The 16796-nt window shown below is 44.1% G+C and carries 20 protein-coding genes and 1 pseudogene; 1 reads left to right on the forward strand and 20 read right to left on the reverse strand.

What is annotated here, in order from left to right; all coding sequences use genetic code 11:
* Positions 1 to 9: 9 nt before the first annotated feature.
* The 17 genes and pseudogenes from ACQVGS_RS19470 to acpS all read right to left on the reverse strand — a co-directional run bounded on the left by ACQVGS_RS19470 (position 10) and on the right by acpS (position 12207).
* Positions 10 to 2169: a Tex family protein gene (locus ACQVGS_RS19470; RefSeq protein ID WP_127695935.1), complete on the reverse strand. Its 2160-nt coding sequence runs from the start codon at positions 2167 to 2169 to the stop codon at positions 10 to 12.
* Positions 2170 to 2262: 93 nt separating this feature from the next.
* Complete coding sequence (locus ACQVGS_RS19475; RefSeq protein WP_087992953.1) at positions 2263 to 2706, reverse strand: MarR family winged helix-turn-helix transcriptional regulator; 444 nt, start codon at positions 2704 to 2706, stop codon at positions 2263 to 2265.
* A pseudogene (locus tag ACQVGS_RS19480) lies at positions 2690 to 3129 on the reverse strand (EVE domain-containing protein). Before ACQVGS_RS19480 ends, ACQVGS_RS19475 begins: the two are co-directional and overlap by 17 nt.
* Positions 3126 to 3551 (reverse strand): SRPBCC family protein, encoded by a 426-nt coding sequence (locus ACQVGS_RS19485; RefSeq protein WP_491830434.1) that lies wholly within the window; start codon positions 3549 to 3551, stop codon positions 3126 to 3128. Before ACQVGS_RS19485 ends, ACQVGS_RS19480 begins: the two are co-directional and overlap by 4 nt.
* Before the next feature lie 113 nt (positions 3552 to 3664).
* Positions 3665 to 4264: a phosphoserine phosphatase RsbX gene (gene rsbX / locus ACQVGS_RS19490; RefSeq protein ID WP_024120304.1), complete on the reverse strand. Its 600-nt coding sequence runs from the start codon at positions 4262 to 4264 to the stop codon at positions 3665 to 3667.
* Positions 4264 to 5052 carry an RNA polymerase sigma factor SigB gene (gene sigB, locus ACQVGS_RS19495; protein WP_024120303.1) on the reverse strand — a complete coding sequence of 263 codons (789 nt, stop codon included), beginning with the start codon at positions 5050 to 5052 and terminating at the stop codon, positions 4264 to 4266. Before sigB ends, rsbX begins: the two co-directional genes overlap by 1 nt.
* Positions 5018 to 5500, reverse strand: coding sequence for an anti-sigma B factor RsbW (rsbW, locus tag ACQVGS_RS19500; protein ID WP_024120302.1), 483 nt, complete (start codon positions 5498 to 5500; stop codon positions 5018 to 5020). Before rsbW ends, sigB begins: the two co-directional genes overlap by 35 nt.
* Positions 5497 to 5826, reverse strand: a complete 330-nt coding sequence (gene rsbV / locus ACQVGS_RS19505) for an anti-sigma factor antagonist RsbV (RefSeq protein ID WP_024120301.1) — start codon at positions 5824 to 5826, stop codon at positions 5497 to 5499. Before rsbV ends, rsbW begins: the two co-directional genes overlap by 4 nt.
* Before the next feature lie 60 nt (positions 5827 to 5886).
* Entirely contained in the window at positions 5887 to 6894 is a 1008-nt protein-coding gene (rsbU, locus tag ACQVGS_RS19510; protein WP_024120300.1) for a phosphoserine phosphatase RsbU, read from the reverse strand.
* Positions 6895 to 6905: 11 nt separating this feature from the next.
* Positions 6906 to 7307: a serine/threonine-protein kinase RsbT gene (gene rsbT, locus ACQVGS_RS19515; protein WP_106020946.1), complete on the reverse strand. Its 402-nt coding sequence runs from the start codon at positions 7305 to 7307 to the stop codon at positions 6906 to 6908.
* 2 nt (positions 7308 to 7309) lie between these two features.
* Positions 7310 to 7675: an RsbT antagonist protein RsbS gene (gene rsbS, locus ACQVGS_RS19520; protein WP_003225190.1), complete on the reverse strand. Its 366-nt coding sequence runs from the start codon at positions 7673 to 7675 to the stop codon at positions 7310 to 7312.
* A 4-nt stretch (positions 7676 to 7679) separates the two neighbouring features.
* Positions 7680 to 8504, reverse strand: coding sequence for an RsbT co-antagonist protein RsbRA (rsbRA, locus tag ACQVGS_RS19525; protein ID WP_081638235.1), 825 nt, complete (start codon positions 8502 to 8504; stop codon positions 7680 to 7682).
* Between the two features lie 115 nt (positions 8505 to 8619).
* Complete coding sequence (gene ndoA / locus ACQVGS_RS19530; RefSeq protein WP_003156187.1) at positions 8620 to 8970, reverse strand: type II toxin-antitoxin system endoribonuclease NdoA; 351 nt, start codon at positions 8968 to 8970, stop codon at positions 8620 to 8622.
* Between the two features lie 4 nt (positions 8971 to 8974).
* Positions 8975 to 9256 (reverse strand): type II toxin-antitoxin system antitoxin EndoAI, encoded by a 282-nt coding sequence (endB, locus tag ACQVGS_RS19535; RefSeq protein WP_003225183.1) that lies wholly within the window; start codon positions 9254 to 9256, stop codon positions 8975 to 8977.
* Positions 9257 to 9373: 117 nt separating this feature from the next.
* Positions 9374 to 10543, reverse strand: a complete 1170-nt coding sequence (gene alr / locus ACQVGS_RS19540) for an alanine racemase (protein WP_024120297.1) — start codon at positions 10541 to 10543, stop codon at positions 9374 to 9376.
* Positions 10544 to 10659: 116 nt separating this feature from the next.
* Positions 10660 to 11676, reverse strand: a complete 1017-nt coding sequence (locus ACQVGS_RS19545; RefSeq protein ID WP_106021112.1) for a LolA family protein — start codon at positions 11674 to 11676, stop codon at positions 10660 to 10662.
* Between the two features lie 165 nt (positions 11677 to 11841).
* Positions 11842 to 12207, reverse strand: coding sequence for a holo-ACP synthase (gene acpS / locus ACQVGS_RS19550; RefSeq protein ID WP_106020948.1), 366 nt, complete (start codon positions 12205 to 12207; stop codon positions 11842 to 11844).
* 94 nt (positions 12208 to 12301) lie between these two features.
* Here acpS and ACQVGS_RS19555 point away from each other — a divergent pair, with 94 nt between their 5' ends.
* Positions 12302 to 12901: a rhomboid family intramembrane serine protease gene (locus ACQVGS_RS19555; RefSeq protein ID WP_024120294.1), complete on the forward strand. Its 600-nt coding sequence runs from the start codon at positions 12302 to 12304 to the stop codon at positions 12899 to 12901.
* On the opposite strand, the gene ACQVGS_RS19560 is transcribed toward ACQVGS_RS19555, so the two are convergent.
* The 3 genes from ACQVGS_RS19560 to cshA form a co-directional block, all read right to left on the reverse strand.
* Positions 12898 to 14379: a PH domain-containing protein gene (locus tag ACQVGS_RS19560; protein WP_106020950.1), complete on the reverse strand. Its 1482-nt coding sequence runs from the start codon at positions 14377 to 14379 to the stop codon at positions 12898 to 12900. The two genes, ACQVGS_RS19555 and ACQVGS_RS19560, sit on opposite strands and share 4 nt — an antisense overlap.
* Entirely contained in the window at positions 14369 to 14848 is a 480-nt protein-coding gene (locus tag ACQVGS_RS19565; protein ID WP_106020952.1) for a PH domain-containing protein, read from the reverse strand. Before ACQVGS_RS19565 ends, ACQVGS_RS19560 begins: the two co-directional genes overlap by 11 nt.
* A 183-nt stretch (positions 14849 to 15031) precedes the next feature.
* Positions 15032 to 16516, reverse strand: a complete 1485-nt coding sequence (gene cshA, locus ACQVGS_RS19570) for a degradosome RNA helicase CshA (RefSeq protein ID WP_044161742.1) — start codon at positions 16514 to 16516, stop codon at positions 15032 to 15034.
* Positions 16517 to 16796: the final 280 nt, after the last annotated feature.

Consider the following 16796-nt stretch of genomic DNA (forward strand, 5'->3'; position numbering starts at 1 on the left):
GCAGTGCTTTTATTTTACCATAGACAGTGACACTCTGCCTTTTTGTACATCGACACCGTCAACCCAAACCGTCACGATGTCACCGACGGATACAACATCAAGCGGATGCTTGACGAATTGATTGCTGAGTTTTGAAATGTGCACAAGCCCGTCCTGTTTGACTCCGATATCAACAAACGCTCCGAAGTCCACTACATTGCGCACGGTGCCCTGCAGCTCCATTCCTTCTTTCAGATCCTCCAGCTGAAGAACGTCTGTTTTCAGCAGAGGCTTAGGCACCTCATCACGCGGATCACGTTCAGGTCTTGTCAGCTGTTCACAAATGTCTTTCAGCGTAATTTCACCGATTCCCAGTTCCTTTGCTGTTTCAGAAAGCTCAAGTTTGTTGATTTTATCCTTCAATTCCGCCGTACCGATCTGCTCTGTTGAAAGACCGAACTTTTTCAAAAGCGTTTTTGTTTCTTTATAGCTTTCCGGGTGGATTCCTGTTCTGTCCAGAGGCTCTGTCCCTTCCTGCACTCTTAAAAAGCCGATACATTGTTCATAGGTTTTCGCGCCGAGCCTTGGAATATCTTTCAGTTCTTTTCGATTCGAAAATTTACCGAGCTCTTCCCGCTTTTTGACAATGTTGCCCGCTACGGACTTTGATAATCCCGCTACATACTGAAGCAGCGCCGCGGAAGCTGTGTTGACATTTACTCCTACCTGGTTTACGACTGTTTCAACGACAAAGCGCAGGGATTCATTTAAGCGTTTTTGGCTGACGTCATGCTGATACTGCCCCACTCCTACAGATTTCGGGTCAATTTTGACGAGTTCCGCAAGCGGATCTTGAAGTCTCCGTGCGATGGATACTGCACTGCGTTCCTCGACCTGAAGCTCAGGAAATTCTTCTCTGGCAAGCTCAGATGCCGAGTATACGCTTGCCCCCGCTTCATTGACAATCACATAATAAATATCACGCGGCGTGTCCTTCAGCACATCCACAATGAATTGCTCTGTCTCCCTGGAGGCCGTGCCGTTTCCAATCGCCACCATTTCCACTTGATACTCTTCAAGAATCGCTTTCACTTTCTCATGAGCTTCCTTCGTTTTTTTGACAGGTGCATGCGGGTAAATCACATCAATTTTTAAGACTTTCCCGGTTTCATCTGACACTGCCAGCTTACAGCCTGTTCGGAAAGCCGGATCTACACCGAGAACCGTCTTGCCTTTCATCGGCGGCTGAAGGAGAAGCTTTCTGAGGTTCTCAGAGAAAATATGAATCGCCTGTTCATCCGCTTTTTCCGACAGCTCTTTTCTGATTTCACGTTCAATAGCAGGCTGAATCAGTCTTTTGTAGCTGTCTTCAATCGTTTCCTGCAAGATTTCTTTTACAGACGTTGAACGGTTTTTGATGATTTGCTTTTCCAAGTAAGCCTTAATGTGATCTGCTGGCGGTTCGATAGACACCTTTAAAATGTCTTCTTTTTCGCCGCGGTTCATGGCAAGCACTCTGTGCGGAACGACCTTTGCGATTGGCTCTTCATACTCGTAGTACATTTCGTACACGTTTTTTTCATCTGTGTCTGCTGATTTTCCGGCAGCTGACTTGATCGTTCCTTTTTTAAAGGTTTCCTGGCGAATCCATTTTCTGAAATTCGGTTCGTCTGAGATTTGTTCCGCAATAATGTGTTTGGCGCCTTCAATGGCTTCTTCTCTGGTGAACACTTCTTTTTCTTCACTGATATATTGGTCTGCTGTTTCTGCAAGGCGGTCATCTTGCGGAAGGGTCATAATATAGTCGGCAAGCGGCTCAAGGCCTTTGCTTTTGGCGACTGTCGCTTTCGTTTTGCGCTTTTGTTTATACGGACGGTAGAGGTCTTCTACTTCCTGAAGTTTTACGGATTGGTCAATTTTGCGTTTTAATTCAACTGTTAGTTTATCCTGCTCGGCGATTAGCCTGATTACTTCTTCTTTTCGCTGATTCAGGTTTTGTATGTATTGCCATCGTTCAGAAATGGTCTGAATCTGAACCTCGTCCATTGAACCCGTCTGCTCTTTTCGATATCTGGCGATAAACGGAACTGTGTTGCCGTCCTCAAGCAGGCGGATGACGCTTTCAACATGTTTTTGTGATAAACCTATTTCTTTCGCAATTTGCTGTTTCAAAAGGGCTGACGTTTCCATGTAACCATAGCCTCCAATTTTGTCGTTCTTACTCTAGTGTATCAAAAACAGAAAAAAACACATAAAAAAAGACAGCTGCCGCTGCCCGTATTTTTATTCATTTTTCAAGAGTTCCTGTAAGCCGCTTAGAAAGTTCTCTTTTATCATGGCTGCTTCAAAAAAAGATTGGTCAATCCGCTCGACAATCGGCAGAGCAGAGGTTACTCTTTCCTCTCCTGTTTCTGTTAATGACAGAAGAACTTCCCTTTTATCCTGAGGATTTTTGCTTCTTTGGATAAATCCCTTTTTCTCAAGCGTCCGCACAACCTCTGATACCATCATGATATTGGTCTGGCTGAAGCCTGCGAGTTTTTTTTGCGTGACGGTTTCTCCATGAGCAATCATATACTTGCATGAGGTCAGGAGAACAAATTGAACGTGGGTAAGGTCATGCTCAGCCAATGCTTTCCCTATTTTCCGCTGCCAGCTTTGTGTGACCTGCCATAATAAAAAACCTGGACTTGTGTTCGGTCCGCTAAATTCAGAGTGCCATTTCACTTATATTACTCCCATCGCTTGTGATATTGTCAAAAAATCATTTTTGCTGATTTCAAAGTGCCCTCTTCGAAATAAAAGCCCGAGATGATTTGTTTCCTGAACAAATTCCAACTGAGATTTAATATCGTAAAAACCTATTTTTTCACACGGAAAGTAATCAATGTCTAACCGGTATGGGATAAAGTCCGGAGCCATTTGATATTGATAGACGTTTCCGCTCTTCACTTTTCCGATAGCGGTAAAACATCGCAGCAGCCTGCCGTCCGGATATGCATCTCGCGGAGAATAATAAATAAGCCAATCATTCTCTTTCATCCTGGCAAGAGGCGCTTTTTTACCGTGGCATACTTGGGCAAATCCGCCGGCGGTCCCTTTTAAAACATGCTGCTCTGACACGACGCCAACCCAATATTTTGTGTTCATTTTAGCATTCCTTGGCAAAGACGGACAAGGCAGTTGACTGACTCTGGGATGTCTTTAGACAGTTCCTGCCCGATTTTTTCTCCCCATTTTTTTGCTTCTGCGCCTTCCAATACAACCCCATGCGTGATGTTTAGACCCTCTTGTCGCTTTTGCAGTACATGATAAAATTCCATTTTTACATTTGTATTCGGAAGGTGGGATATGACAGAAAATGATTGATGCTTCTCCACATGTTCAAGCCAAAATGGAACTGTATTTCCTCGCAAAAGCAATGCTCCTTCCGTTTCATTTTGAAACGGCCCTTTCAGAGAAGCTGATGTGATGCCCGCATCCCACTGTTTCCAGGATTCTGGGTGCTGATAATATTTCCAGATTTCTTCTGGTGCCGCATCTGATATTGCAGTGTATTCATATTTCCACATTTGTAATCCCCCCTAAATAATAAGTACACTTATTAATTATAATAAGTGCACTTACTAATAGTCAATCACAAAAAAAAAGAAGCCGGCTTTCCCAGCTTCTTTTTTCTACTCTTCTAGGACAGCTGCCCAAGAATATATGTCAGATCGTCTTTTCTTGATGTCGTGTACATTTTCAGTGAATTCGATATGTCTTCTACCGATTGGCCTTTTTTCAAATGGGAGCGGATATCGGGTACGTTGAGTCCATCTGTATGTATAATGAACTTAGAACCCTTTTCATAGGTAGCGGTGTGCGTTTTGTATTTTTGCGGCTTGCCTGATAAATAGCCTGAAATCGGCAGAGGATAAAAGCTTTCACCAGACGGGGAATGCAGGATAAAACGTACATTTCCGACGGAGCAGTACGTAAACTGCCTTTGTTCAAAGTTGATTTTTAAGATAGAAGCTGTCGCCCCTCTTTTGTTTCTCATCGCCTGATTACAGCGTTCGATAATGCTTTGTACGTCTTCGTTCGCATAGTTTTCCACTAAGTCTTTGATTGCTGAAGAAGATTCGTTGGCAAGCGATCCGCTTCCAAGACCGTCAGCTACCGCACAAATCAATTCTTTATCATCAGCTTTCATAAAAAAGCTGTCGCCGCAAATGGATTTTCCTTCTTTATTCAGTTGGTATACAAGGGTTTGAATATGCTGGTTTTCTTCAACCTGGATCATTACATTAACTCCATGGAGGGATCTTCAATCAAGGCCTCTCTAAGCTTCTTCACAGCTTTGCGCTGCAGACGCGAGACGTGCATTTGAGATATACCGAGAATGTCCCCAGTTTCTTTTTGGCTTTTGTTTTGAATGTACGTTAGGTCTATGATTTGTTTTTCACGGTCTGAAAGGACATGAAGCACGCTTTGCAGCATCATTTGCTGGTTCACCCGTTCATATCCATCCTCCTGTGATCCGACGATATCGAGAATGGTAACTGTGCTTCCGTCCGCATCTGCTTCAATGCTGTGATCTACAGATAAGGCTTGATAGCTTTTCCCCATCTCCATGGTTTCAAGAACCTCTTCCTCTGATACATCGAGGAATTCAGCAATCTCTTCCACTTTCGGCGACCTTTGTGTTTCTGTCGTCAGCTGATCGACCGCCATTTTGATTCTCGGCCCCAGTTCTTTGATTCGTCTCGGAACATGAACGCTCCACGTCTTATCTCTAAGGAAACGTTTAATCTCCCCGATAATTGTCGGAATCGCAAAAGCTTCAAACGATTTGCCCACCACGGGATCGTAGCGTTTTATTGCGCCGAGAAGCCCGATCATGCCGACCTGGCGGAGATCTTCGTGGAAGCTTTTGCCTTTTGAGTATTTCTTCGCAAGCATATCAACCAGATTTGTATACACCTGCACAAGCGTTTCCTGTGCCTGTTCATCTTGTTTTGTTTGGTAATCGCTTATGAGCCGATCGACTTCATCCTTAGTTAGTTTCGTAGTTTTTGATGGTTGTGTCATGATCAACTCGCTCCCCATTTAAATACTTTGTCATCGCTACGGTGACGCCGGAGTTGTTTTGCACTCTGACTTCATCCATGAGCGTTTCCATTAAATATAGACCGAGCCCTCCTTCTGATAATTGATCGACTGTGTGTGAAGGTGTGTACGGTCCAAGATCCTGCTGCTTTTCATCAAAATCAAAGCTGTCGCCTTCATCCGCCACAATGACCTCTAAACGATCCTCGAACACACCGAATCGGATTGACACTTCCCCGTTTTTGTCTTCTTTATATGCGTGCTGAACCGCATTTGTACACGCTTCACTCACTGCGATTTTCAAATCTTCAATCTCATCGTACGTATAGCCCATTCTGCTAGCGACGCCTGACAGAGTCAGCCGTATAATCCCTACGTATTCAGGCTGGGCCGGCACTTTCATTTCGATGTAATCAGCTTTGTTCTTCATTGCACTCCACCTTCTGACTTTGCAGAAATATCAATGATGTCCTTTAGACCTGTAATTTCAAACAGACGGATCAGGCGGTCAGACAGATTTTCAAGCTTGAGCGAACCGCCTTGTTTTTTCACTGTTTTAAATACACCTACAAAGACGCCAAGCCCGGTACTGTCCATGTAGCTGACATCCTTCAGGCAAATCCTTAAGTCAGCGCCTTGTTCTGCCAGAGGAACGAGTTTTTCTCTGAGAACCGGAGCTGAATACACATCAATTTCTCCTGCAATGTTTACTTGTATATCATTCACATTCTGTCGCACATCAACATTTATATTCATTCATATCACCTCAAAGTATCCTTTAAATCATAGTTGTTGTATACCCTCGGCTGGCAAACGCTAAACCTTTCTTCTTAAAACAATTAACGTAAAATCATCGTGAAGCTGAAAATCCTGCAATTTGAGGAGGCTGTCATATATGTTTTTGACCATTTCCTGCGCAGAGCAACACATATGTTCCTCAATGAGCTTCTGTATATCAAGACGCTCCAAGAAACCGTTTTCTGTCCTGCATTCTGTAACGCCGTCAGAAAATAAAACAATCATATCTCCCTTTTCGAGATACTGGTCAAATTGCCGGTAGTCATAATCCTGCGAGATCCCGAGAACCAGCCCTTTAGCTTCTAAATCGTAAAATGCATTGTCTTTTTGAGAATAGTAGAATCCCGGTTCATGTCCCGCTGAAGCATATGTAAATCGATGACTGTCCGTATTGTAATTGGCATAAAACATCGTAATAAACATACTGGCATCAACGTTTTGTTCAACAACACGATTCAAGTTTTTCAGCACCTGTGAAGGGTGAATGCCCGTTTCCGGCAAAGAATCCATCGCGTATTTAATCATAGACATACATAAAGCTGCCGGAATTCCTTTGCCGATGACGTCAGCAATGGCAATATTAATGGACTCTTTGTCTTTAACAAAATGGTAATAATCACCGCTCATCTGTTTGGCGGGCACACTGATCGCGCCGATGTCCAGCGCTTCTTCCTCCGGAATTTTTGTTCCCAGAAGCGTCTGCTGTACATTAGCTGCGATTTCAATTTCTGATTTAATTTCCTGCTGTATCCCTCTGAGAGTTTGATGCTCCTGATAAGCCATTCCATATCCAATCATGACTTCTATTAAAAAATCCAGCGAATGAAAAACATCTTCCGGGAGACTCGGATACAGTTCCTTCAGCACTTTTCGGTGAATACTGATGATTTCTTCCGGAGGAATTTGATGCTCGATTGTTTTTCGGCTGAATTTTTGGGCTTGATATAAAGATGTTTCTGTTAATTCGGCTATATATCGGTTAAGCAGCTGATGGTACCGCTGCTCAATAACCTCCCTAAAATCCACTTTCTAACCTCCTACCGAAGCCATTTTATGGCTTGTATCTCTGTTCCTTCCCCCGTTACGGAATTTAAGCTAAATTCATCCATCAGCCTTTTCACGCCGGGAAGTCCCGCTCCCAGTCCGCCTGACGTTGAAAACCCGTCTTCCATGACTTTTCGGATATCAGGAATTCCCGGCCCTTTGTCTTCCGCTATAATTTTCAGGCCCATTTTTCCTCTGTCTGCAACCTGTTCAATTCCAATCTGGCCCTTGCCGGCATATAAATAAATATTTCTGGCTAATTCTGATATAGCCGTTGTGATTCTTGCCTGGTCTACTGTGCCGAACCCCAGCTCTTTTGCAACGTTTCGCCCTAGCTGTCTGGCTGCCACGATATCCCATTCTGTCATGATCTTTACACAGGATTGGTCGTTCATAGCTATTCCCCCAATTCCCGCTTCAATGTCTCAAGCCCTTGCTCTAAGTCGAGCGCCGTTTCGATTTCCTCAAGCGCGATTCCAAGTTCAATCAGCGTCACCGCAACGGCGGGCTGAATGCCGGTTAAGACAACTTTTGCGCCCATTAACTTAGACATTGTGATGACATCACCCAGCACTTTGGCGATAAATGAATCAATCATATCCACAGATGTCAGGTCAATGACGACACCGTTTGCACCTGTTTCGTATATTTTATTTAATAAGTCTTCTTGAAAGGTTAATGCGGTTTGATCATCTAGTTCCCATTGAATAGATACTAATAAGCAATTATACAGTTTCAAGATCGGGATTTTCGGATGTCTCACAATATTATTCCCCCAATGAAACGATTTTTCGATCCGTCATTTCCAATGCTGTTTGAATTCCTTTTTGCAGGGTATTCTTAGTAATAACTTGGGATAAATCAATGCCAAGGTTAACGATCGTCTGGGCGATTTCCGGACGGATTCCGGCAAGCAGGCATTTCGCTCCGACAAGCCTTACCGCTTCAGACGCCTGAATAATATGATGGGCAACCATCGTATCGACGACAGGCACACCGGTAATATCGATCAGCACGACTTGGGAACGGTGTTTGACAACGCCGTTAAGCAGATTCTCCATAATTCGTTTTGCGCGTTCCGTATCAATCGTTCCGACCAGCGGCATGACCGTTATATTTTCAAAAACCGGGATCAGCGGCGCAGAAAGCTCCTGCAGTGCGATTTTTTGCAGGGATACTGTTTTTTCCCATGAGATGGAGTACTGATTAAAAATTTCTGTATTAATCGGACTGAAGAAGCGGTCAATCTGCCAGATTAATTCTGTACTCTCTTGATCTGGCAATCTCTTATCGTTCATCTTCGTGTAGAGACGCTTCCAGAATTCAGCAAGCGCCGTAGCCAGAAACTTCAAAGAAAGTCCGATTTGAACGGCTCTCAGCGCCAGTTCGCTGATTTGGCTTTCAGCAGCGCTCTCATCATTAACAGATGAAAGCAGAATGTCGATATATTCTTTAGATATATTTTCATAAACTTGGTCAGTCAGCTGATATGATTCTTGTTCACTTAATTCTTTTAGTGTGTCAGTCCACAATTGAAGCAGTTCATTTTGATTCTCGGCTATGAACTGATAGACAGTCTGATTCGACATCAAATTCGCTTACCTCCCGATAAAAAACAACATATTTTTTCGTTATTCCACTATTATATCGTTAATGTTTTTTGAAAACAAAAAAAGTTGCTCTATTTGAGCAACCAGGTAAATATTACTAAAAATCAATGAGTGCCAAACTGATCTGTAAGGCTTCATCAACCTTATCCATCATTTCATCATCCAGATGAGTAATCTTATCCGTTAACCTTTGCTTGTCAATCGTCCGAATTTGCTCCAGCAAAATAACGGAATCTCTTTCAAAACCGTAGCGTTTTGCATCAATTTCGACGTGGGTTGGTAATTTCGCTTTCTGTATTTGGGCTGTTATGGCTGCAACAATAGCAGTTGGGCTGAAGCGATTTCCGATGTCATTTTGGATCACTAAAACCGGGCGCACCCCGCCTTGCTCTGAGCCAACAACAGGAGATAAATCAGCAAAATAAACATCGCCGCGTTTCACAATCAAATGATTATCCTCCGCTGACTAAGCGCTCAACTGTCGTTTCAGCCTCGCACTCCGCAAAGTGAGCCTCGGAAGAAATGTTCAGGTTGATTTTCGCCATTTCCATATAGCCGCGTCTCATCAAATCACGGTTGTGACGAGTTGTTCGTTCGCTGACATAGGCTCTCACTGCTTGTGATATCAGTTCGTTTCTGCTTCGTTTCTCCCGCATCGCTACACCATCCAATTCAGCTACTAGGTTTTCGGGCAAGCTGATTTTCATTTCGGTTCTTGCGCTGGATTCAGACAAAAAACATACACCTCCACCAAACTTACGGATACGACTCTTTTATCCATCCAGTGATAATGATACCATTATTCACTCTTCAAGCAAAGCTGTTTTAAAAATTCTCTATCGTGATATGAGCTATTCGCTTGCATTCCCCTGCAATAAAGGGTTTCTTACTTCCATTATACTCCCATTTTCCAAAAACATACGGGGAACGCGGGAACTTATTGTACAAGCCACCTCGTAGTTAATGGTTTCGAGCCTGCCTGCGACCTCATCCATGGAAATATATTCATCCCCCTGGCAGCCGATCAATGTGACTTTTGAGCCCGGCGGATATTCCTGATCCAGCTCCACCATAAATTGGTCCATGCAGATTCGGCCGGCGATTTTCAGCCGTTTTCCTTTCACGAGTATCTCTGTTCCCTTTAATTGGCGGAGCCAGCCGTCCGCATAGCCAACGGGTACCGTTCCGATCCATGTGTCTTTTTCCGCCGTGTATTCCGCCCCGTAGCTGACACTTTCCCCTTTATGTACCTTTTTGACATGCGACAGGGTCGAATGCAGGGTGAATGCGGGACGCAGTTTAAACGGGATTTCATCGGTAATTTCCGCTGACGGACGCAGGCCGTACATGCCGATGCCAAATCTGACCGCGTTAAAAAAGCCTTTTTTCAGACGCAGGCCGGCGGCGCTGTTGGCGCAGTGAACCATCATTTTCTTTAAAGGCAGAGGAGCAATCAATTCTTTAAAGCGTTCAAACTGCATCAGAAAGTAGTCTCTTTGTTTTTCATCAGCAGTCGCAAAATGAGTGAAGACCCCTTTGCATTTTAAGCCTGGGTTGCGCTCCAGAATTTTCATCACGTGATGAATCTCTTCTTCTGTTTTTACGCCGAGCCTGTTCATTCCCGTATCGACTTTCAGATGAAAATGAAGGGAAGCTTTCTTGAGGTGGCGCGCAGCTTCCTGAAGCCATTCAACAGAATAACCCGTTAACGTCACATCGTATTCCGCCGCGATTTTCACATACTCCGGAGGAACCGCGCCGAGCACCAATATAGGCGCTTTCAGGCCCCGCTGGCGAAGAGAAATCGCTTCATCCAAGATCGCCACGGCTAAGCATGAAGCACCTGACTCAAGAGCCGCCTTCGCTACTTCGGCATCCCCATGTCCGTAGGCATTTGCTTTCACAACCGCCATCAGGTGGACATGTTCACCGATGTGTTTTTTCATATTACTGACATTTTCTTTAATCGCGGACAGATCAATTTCCGCCCACGTGTCTCTGTAAAAAGGTTTTGTGCTCATTTATGACACTTCCTAGCGTTTATTCAATATCATTTACATATCATACTAAAATTATAGGGCAAAGTGAAATTCTGCCTGACGAAAAAAAGGCCAAATTTGATTCGGCCTTTAGGAGATTATTTGGATGATTGTCCCTTCATGCTTTTGGCGATTGTCACCATCTCCTCTTGTGAAAGATCTTTTGATGACAGAAGATAATCCACGCCTTCGTAAGTCCATGTTAGCGAAGCATCTGACAAAGCGCCGATTGTGTAGCCGAGATTCACCGGTTCCGCGTTCAGCGTGACTGAGGAGGACGCTTTCGCAACCTGGGCTTTTTCCTGAATTAAGGTAAACGATTTTTCTCCGCCGTAAGTCATGATGACGCGCTTGCCATCTTCCGTTGAAATATCTTTTTCTTCAAGCAGTTTTACGCCTAGCGGCAGTTCAAGCGGCGTTTTGACGGCAAAAGAGTCGGAAGGCTTCGCGCTAGTGGCGACATCCATTTGAGAAAGGGTCATATTTTTCTTTTCATCAAAGGACTCTTTGTCAAATTGCTTATTGAATTGGAAGCTGCTGAACTCTACTTTCACCATCACTTTACGGTCGGTATCCATGACTTTGACAGATAGCGGGCTCATGTCCTTCTTGTTAAATGTGATTTCTTGTGTCGGAAGCATTTTGTTATGCTGATAGTTCGTTTTTGTTTCAAATACGTATTCTGATTCTTTTGAAGTGAAGACTGCATCCGAATCATTTTGAACATCCTTTACAAGCGATTCAAACAAATAGACTTGGCTGCTGTTGTTTGGCCAGTCGCTTTGAAACCTGAAGCTCTTATTTAAAGACGGTGTGAGAACAAATACTCCGTTTTCATTTCGTAAAATGACTTGGTTTTGGTCCTTTTTCGGATTTTCCAAATAGACCCGGTACAGAGACGGTTTTTTGTGCCAGATTTCCACATTGTATACTTGCGGGTCACTCCCTGTCTCAATGGTCATTTTTGCTTTTGCTTTGTACGAGGTATATTCTTTCGCCTTCTCGTCCAGCCCGGTAACGACATCTTCCTGTGATTTTTGTCCGCAGGCAGAAAGAATAAGGACAGCCAGCAGTCCCGTTAAAAGCAAAACAAAGCTTTTTCTCACCTTTTTCAACCCCTTTTTCTCAATTGATGTAAAAGGAAGAAATCGCTTGTTTGACTTTAACGGTACGCTCGGTACACGGTTAAACAGAACAGAGGCGTACCATAAAAGCCTCAAACAACTCGTCTCCCTTAATGCATTATCAAATATATGAGAGGGGTGTCCCTAATATGCAGACTAGCTTGACAACCTTTCAATAACAACCTGTGCAGCCGCATATTCCTTCGTATGAGTGATTGACACATGAACAGCGGCTTGGCTCAGCTTTGCGCAAACAATAAAAGGCTTGCCATTCGAATTTTTTGTCACTTCAATATCTTGAAAACTTAATTTCTTGCCTATTCCTGTGCCGTATGCTTTCGAAAAAGCTTCTTTTGCCGCAAATCTTCCTGCGAGAAATTCAATTTTTCTTTTCTCAGAAAGCTCATGATACTGAGCAAGTTCGCCGCCTGTTAAAATACGCTCGGCAAATCGTTTCTGGCGATCGGCCATTGAAGCGATCCGCTTAAGCTCAACGATGTCTAATCCTATACCGTAAATCATGTTTTACACCCTCCTTTGCGCTTGTACTATTTGAATGGTTTGTCTCATAAACGTGTTACTATAGAAATACCAAAATGATGAAATGGGGCTCGGCATGTTTATACGGACTGAAAACTTTCAAACCTTTATCAGGCTTTATCCCGTTGTCACCTTTATATTGGCTGCTCAGGCCGTTCTCTGGCTTTTCTTTTCACTTCCTGTTCCTTCAGTCGTGTTGTGGAGAGACGCTGTCACAGGCTATAACCTTGGCGTCGCTAACGGTGAATGGTGGCGGCTGGTCACGCCGATTTTTCTTCACGCAGGGTTTACCCATTTGCTGTTTAATTCAATGTCCATCTTTTTATTTGCGCCGGCTCTGGAACGAATGCTTGGAAAAGCGCGCTTCCTTCTTGTGTATGCAGGCTCCGGAATGATCGGAAACATCGGCACGTATTTTACAGAACCGCTGGATTATGTGCATGTCGGGGCTTCCGGCGCGATTTTCGGGCTGTTCGGCGTTTATCTGTTTATGGTTCTTTATCGTAAAGAGCTGATCGGGCAGGACAACTCCAAAATGATTATCACATTGCTTGCCTTTGCCGTTCTCATGTCGTTTATCAACTCCAATATTAACATGATGGCCCACCTGTTTGGACTTTGCGGCGGGTTTCTCCTGTCTTTTTTATGTGTGCAAAAAAAAGAGCGGCGGTATTAACCGTCCGCTTTTTCATATGAGTACCAATTTAAAATGAAATCTGCATCCTCTTCTCCCACATCTCTCACCGTTAATTCTTCCATATGGCTTGACGATTTTACCGAGGTGGAAATGGTATACAGCTTCCCCTTCTTTTGAAAATAAGATTGGCTCGCTTTGCATACCTGCATTCGCTTTCTCAACACAATTGCAGTCGTTCTGCCGATAAATCTCGATGTCAGCTGGAGACGGTCTCCGCTGATCACCCAGGCCGCATCTTTATAAGCAAGATACCCGAAAAACAATTCAATCGGCAGCAGGACAATCGAGAGATAACCCCATGGCTGAAAGAAAATACACAGCGGAATGATGAAAAAGATGGAGAAAATGGTTGAGCGGAATAAGTACCGCTTCAATGCGCGCCGCGGCAGATGGCGGCGATTTTCTTCCAGCGTGTATTCCGGCGTAAAAGTACGCAGCATGCCGGGAAGCTTTTTTTTGTGGATCATCGGAAACAGAATGGTCGAAGCGCCCTCTGCTTTTTCCGGGTCTCCTCCGCCGCCCGCGCTGACGATTGACACCGTCGCAAAACCGAAAAGCTGGCGGATGATGTTTTCTTTTATTTTGATGGCTTGTATTTTGCGAAGCGGTATGGTGACTTGGTGTTTTTCAATAATACCCCTTGAAATCACCAATTCCTGCTCTTTTTTCATGATTTGAAAGTTAGCATATTTGAACATCATGCCGGCTATGCTGAGAATCCAGGTGATAAATAAACCAATAAATATAAGTACGGCGTATATGCCTATATTGGCGTGCTGCAGAAAGGAGAATTTCTTAAAGAGCCAATCCATCGGCAGCACCTCATCCAGCTGAGAAATGAGCGCAAATACAGCAGAGATAATCACGCCGATTCCTCCGGAAGTTGAAGCGGCCATAAGTAATTCTTTTGCATTCATGCTGTAGTTCACCTGCGGCTCTGCATCCGGGAGCGCCTCTTTATCTCCTGACAGGCCTTCATCGGTATCGATTGAATTTCTTTCTGCTTTTTTCTTGAATACGGCTTCTTTGATTCTTTCAGCTTCTTCAACTGATATAGCCGACAATACCGCTTCCGCCTCTTTGCCGCCGCCAGCCGTTTCAATTTGCAGTTTGACAAGCTTGAAAATTTGCTGGACCACACCCGCACTCGTATTCATCGTTTGAATCCGGTCAATCGATATATACCTCTTTTTCGTCACAAACAAGCCTTCTTCGATTCTGAATTCATCATCTTCGATTCGATAGGAAAACTTTCTCCATTTGATGATGCTTGCTGCCACGAGCCAGATGAACAAAACGCCGAGCGCGATGGCTCCGTAAAAACGGACAGTATGATTAGAGTTGACGATATACACAAAAAAGAATGGCAGAATAATATTTTTTATCGTTTGAATAATGGTATGGGATAAATTCAAAATGACTGCCGCCGGGTGAAGGCGTTTCGGTTCAGACATCATCGTCAGTCACCCTTGCCAGGCGCGAAATGGAGTCTCTCAGCTGATCCGCTTCCTCCATCTCTAAAGCAGGAATTGAATGCACAGTTGCTGCCGTGGAGATTTTCACTGTTGCCAGATTGTATTTTCTTAATAACGGCCCTTGCGATGTGTCTACGTGCTGAACCCTGACCATCGGCACGATCACGCGTGTCACAACAAAGATACCTGATTGAATATCTATTTCGTTTTCATGAACTTCATAACGCCACACTTTGTGCCGGATCTTTGGAATCAGATAAATCGTCACAACCGAACCCAGCAGCCAAACTGCGCCGAGCACGCCGCTGATCCAGTACGGCCAATGAAAAAAATAACTGAACACTGCAACTGCTATGACAATAAGCAAGCAGACAGCGGATATGATTATCTCTTGAAGTCGCCAAACCTTTAATCCGTCTGGACTGATTTGGTTTTTTGGCTGCTTTCTCAAAATACCTACCTCCCGTTTTTATCATCGTTACTTATACGCACTTATGCAGAAAAAGTTTCATCTTTAAGCATACATAGAAAAAACGGTGCCGTCAGCTGAAAGTTTGCTTAATGTCCATGAATTTTTGAACATAAAAAAAGCCCAAAACAACTCATGTTTTAGGCTCTTATATTCTTTACAGAATTAGTATGATTTTTTCTGGCGTCTGTCACCTGAAGAACGGCGATCGTTTGAACGCTTTTTATCATAGGAAGAACGGTTGTTGCTTTTCCCTTTACCGCCCCGGTAACCGCCGCCTTGTCCGTCTCTGCGTTTAGAAGTGCGTTGGTTTTTGTAGCGTTTGCCGATCATCGGCGCTTCGTCCGTTAAGCGAACAGGCGTGCTATCCGGCTCTTTTGTAGCCATTTTGATAGCCGCTGCAACCACTGTCACTGCATCATGATCTTCAAGCAGCTCAGCTGCCGCTGTCATGTAGAAGTTCAAGTTGTTTTCGCTGATTGTCGTACGAAGACGATCAACTGTAACCTGCTGCTGGCCTTCTAACGCTTCATCAAGTGTCGGCTCTTTCATGCGGTCCATTTTGCGTTTCGTTGTTTGTTCAATTGCGCGAAGCATGCTTTTCTCACGCGGTGTGATAAACGTCATCGCCATACCTGTTTTACCTGCGCGGCCTGTTCTTCCGATACGGTGAACATAGCTTTCAGGATCTTGAGGCACGTCGAAGTTGTACACGTGTGTAACACCTGAGATATCGAGTCCGCGAGCTGCAACATCAGTTGCAACAAGTACTTCGATTGCACCTTCTTTAAATTTGCGAAGCGCAACCATACGTTTCGCCTGCGTTAAATCACCATGAATTCCTTCAGCTGCATATCCGCGAAGGTTCAGGGCTTCTGCCAGTTCATCAACACGGCGTTTTGTACGTCCGAATACAATCGCAAGCTCAGGAGACTGAATGTCAAGAAGACGAGTCAGTGTGTCGAACTTTTTACGTTCCTGTACTTCCAAATAGAACTGCTGAATGTTAGAAACAGTCATTTCTTTTGCTTTTACTTTTACGTGTTCAGGCTCAGTCATGAAACGCTCTGCAATGCGTTTGATCGGCGCTGGCATTGTAGCTGAGAACAGAAGCGTCTGATGCTCGCTCGGCACATTTGAAAGAATAGATTCGATGTCGTCGATGAACCCCATATTCAGCATTTCATCCGCTTCATCCATTACAACAGTATTTACATTGTTTAAACGAATCGTGCGGCGGTTAATGTGGTCAAGAAGACGTCCCGGTGTTCCGACAATGATATGCGGATTTTTCTTTAACGCCCGGATTTGTCGTCCAATATCCTGCCCACCGTAAATAGGAAGAACTTTCGCACGTTTATCTTGTCCGATTTTATATAATTCTTCAGATACTTGAATGGCTAGTTCACGGGTTGGTGCGATTACGATTGCTTGAATATTAGGAGACTCGGGGTTAATTTTCTCAACAAGGGGTATACCAAACGCAGCTGTTTTACCTGTACCTGTTTGCGCTTGTCCAATGACATCTTTATTTGAAAGTCCGAGCGGAATCGTTTGTGCCTGAATCGGCGTTGCTTCTTCAAATCCCATACGGTTAATTGCCTTCATGAGATCAGAACTTAATTGAAAATCTTGAAACGTTATAGTCAAATTATTCAAACTCCTTCTAATTGCTGTTTCAGTAATGTCGTGATTTACCACTTAAAAACTGCCCTCCATGGAAAAAGGACAGGATCCTTACGTATACAAAGCCCGAATTACTTTAAGTTTTATCTTACCATTACACTACTTGTTTTTCAATAACGCGGTAAGCAGATCAGCATTTTGAATGCGCTCGCTGACCTGCTAACCAAATATGCCGGACGATGCCCAATCCCGCTCCTTGTGTCCGCGGAAAACCTAAGGTCAGCGGGTGGCGGTCCGTACACAT

It is taken from the genome of Bacillus sp. SD127, from assembly GCF_058566445.1.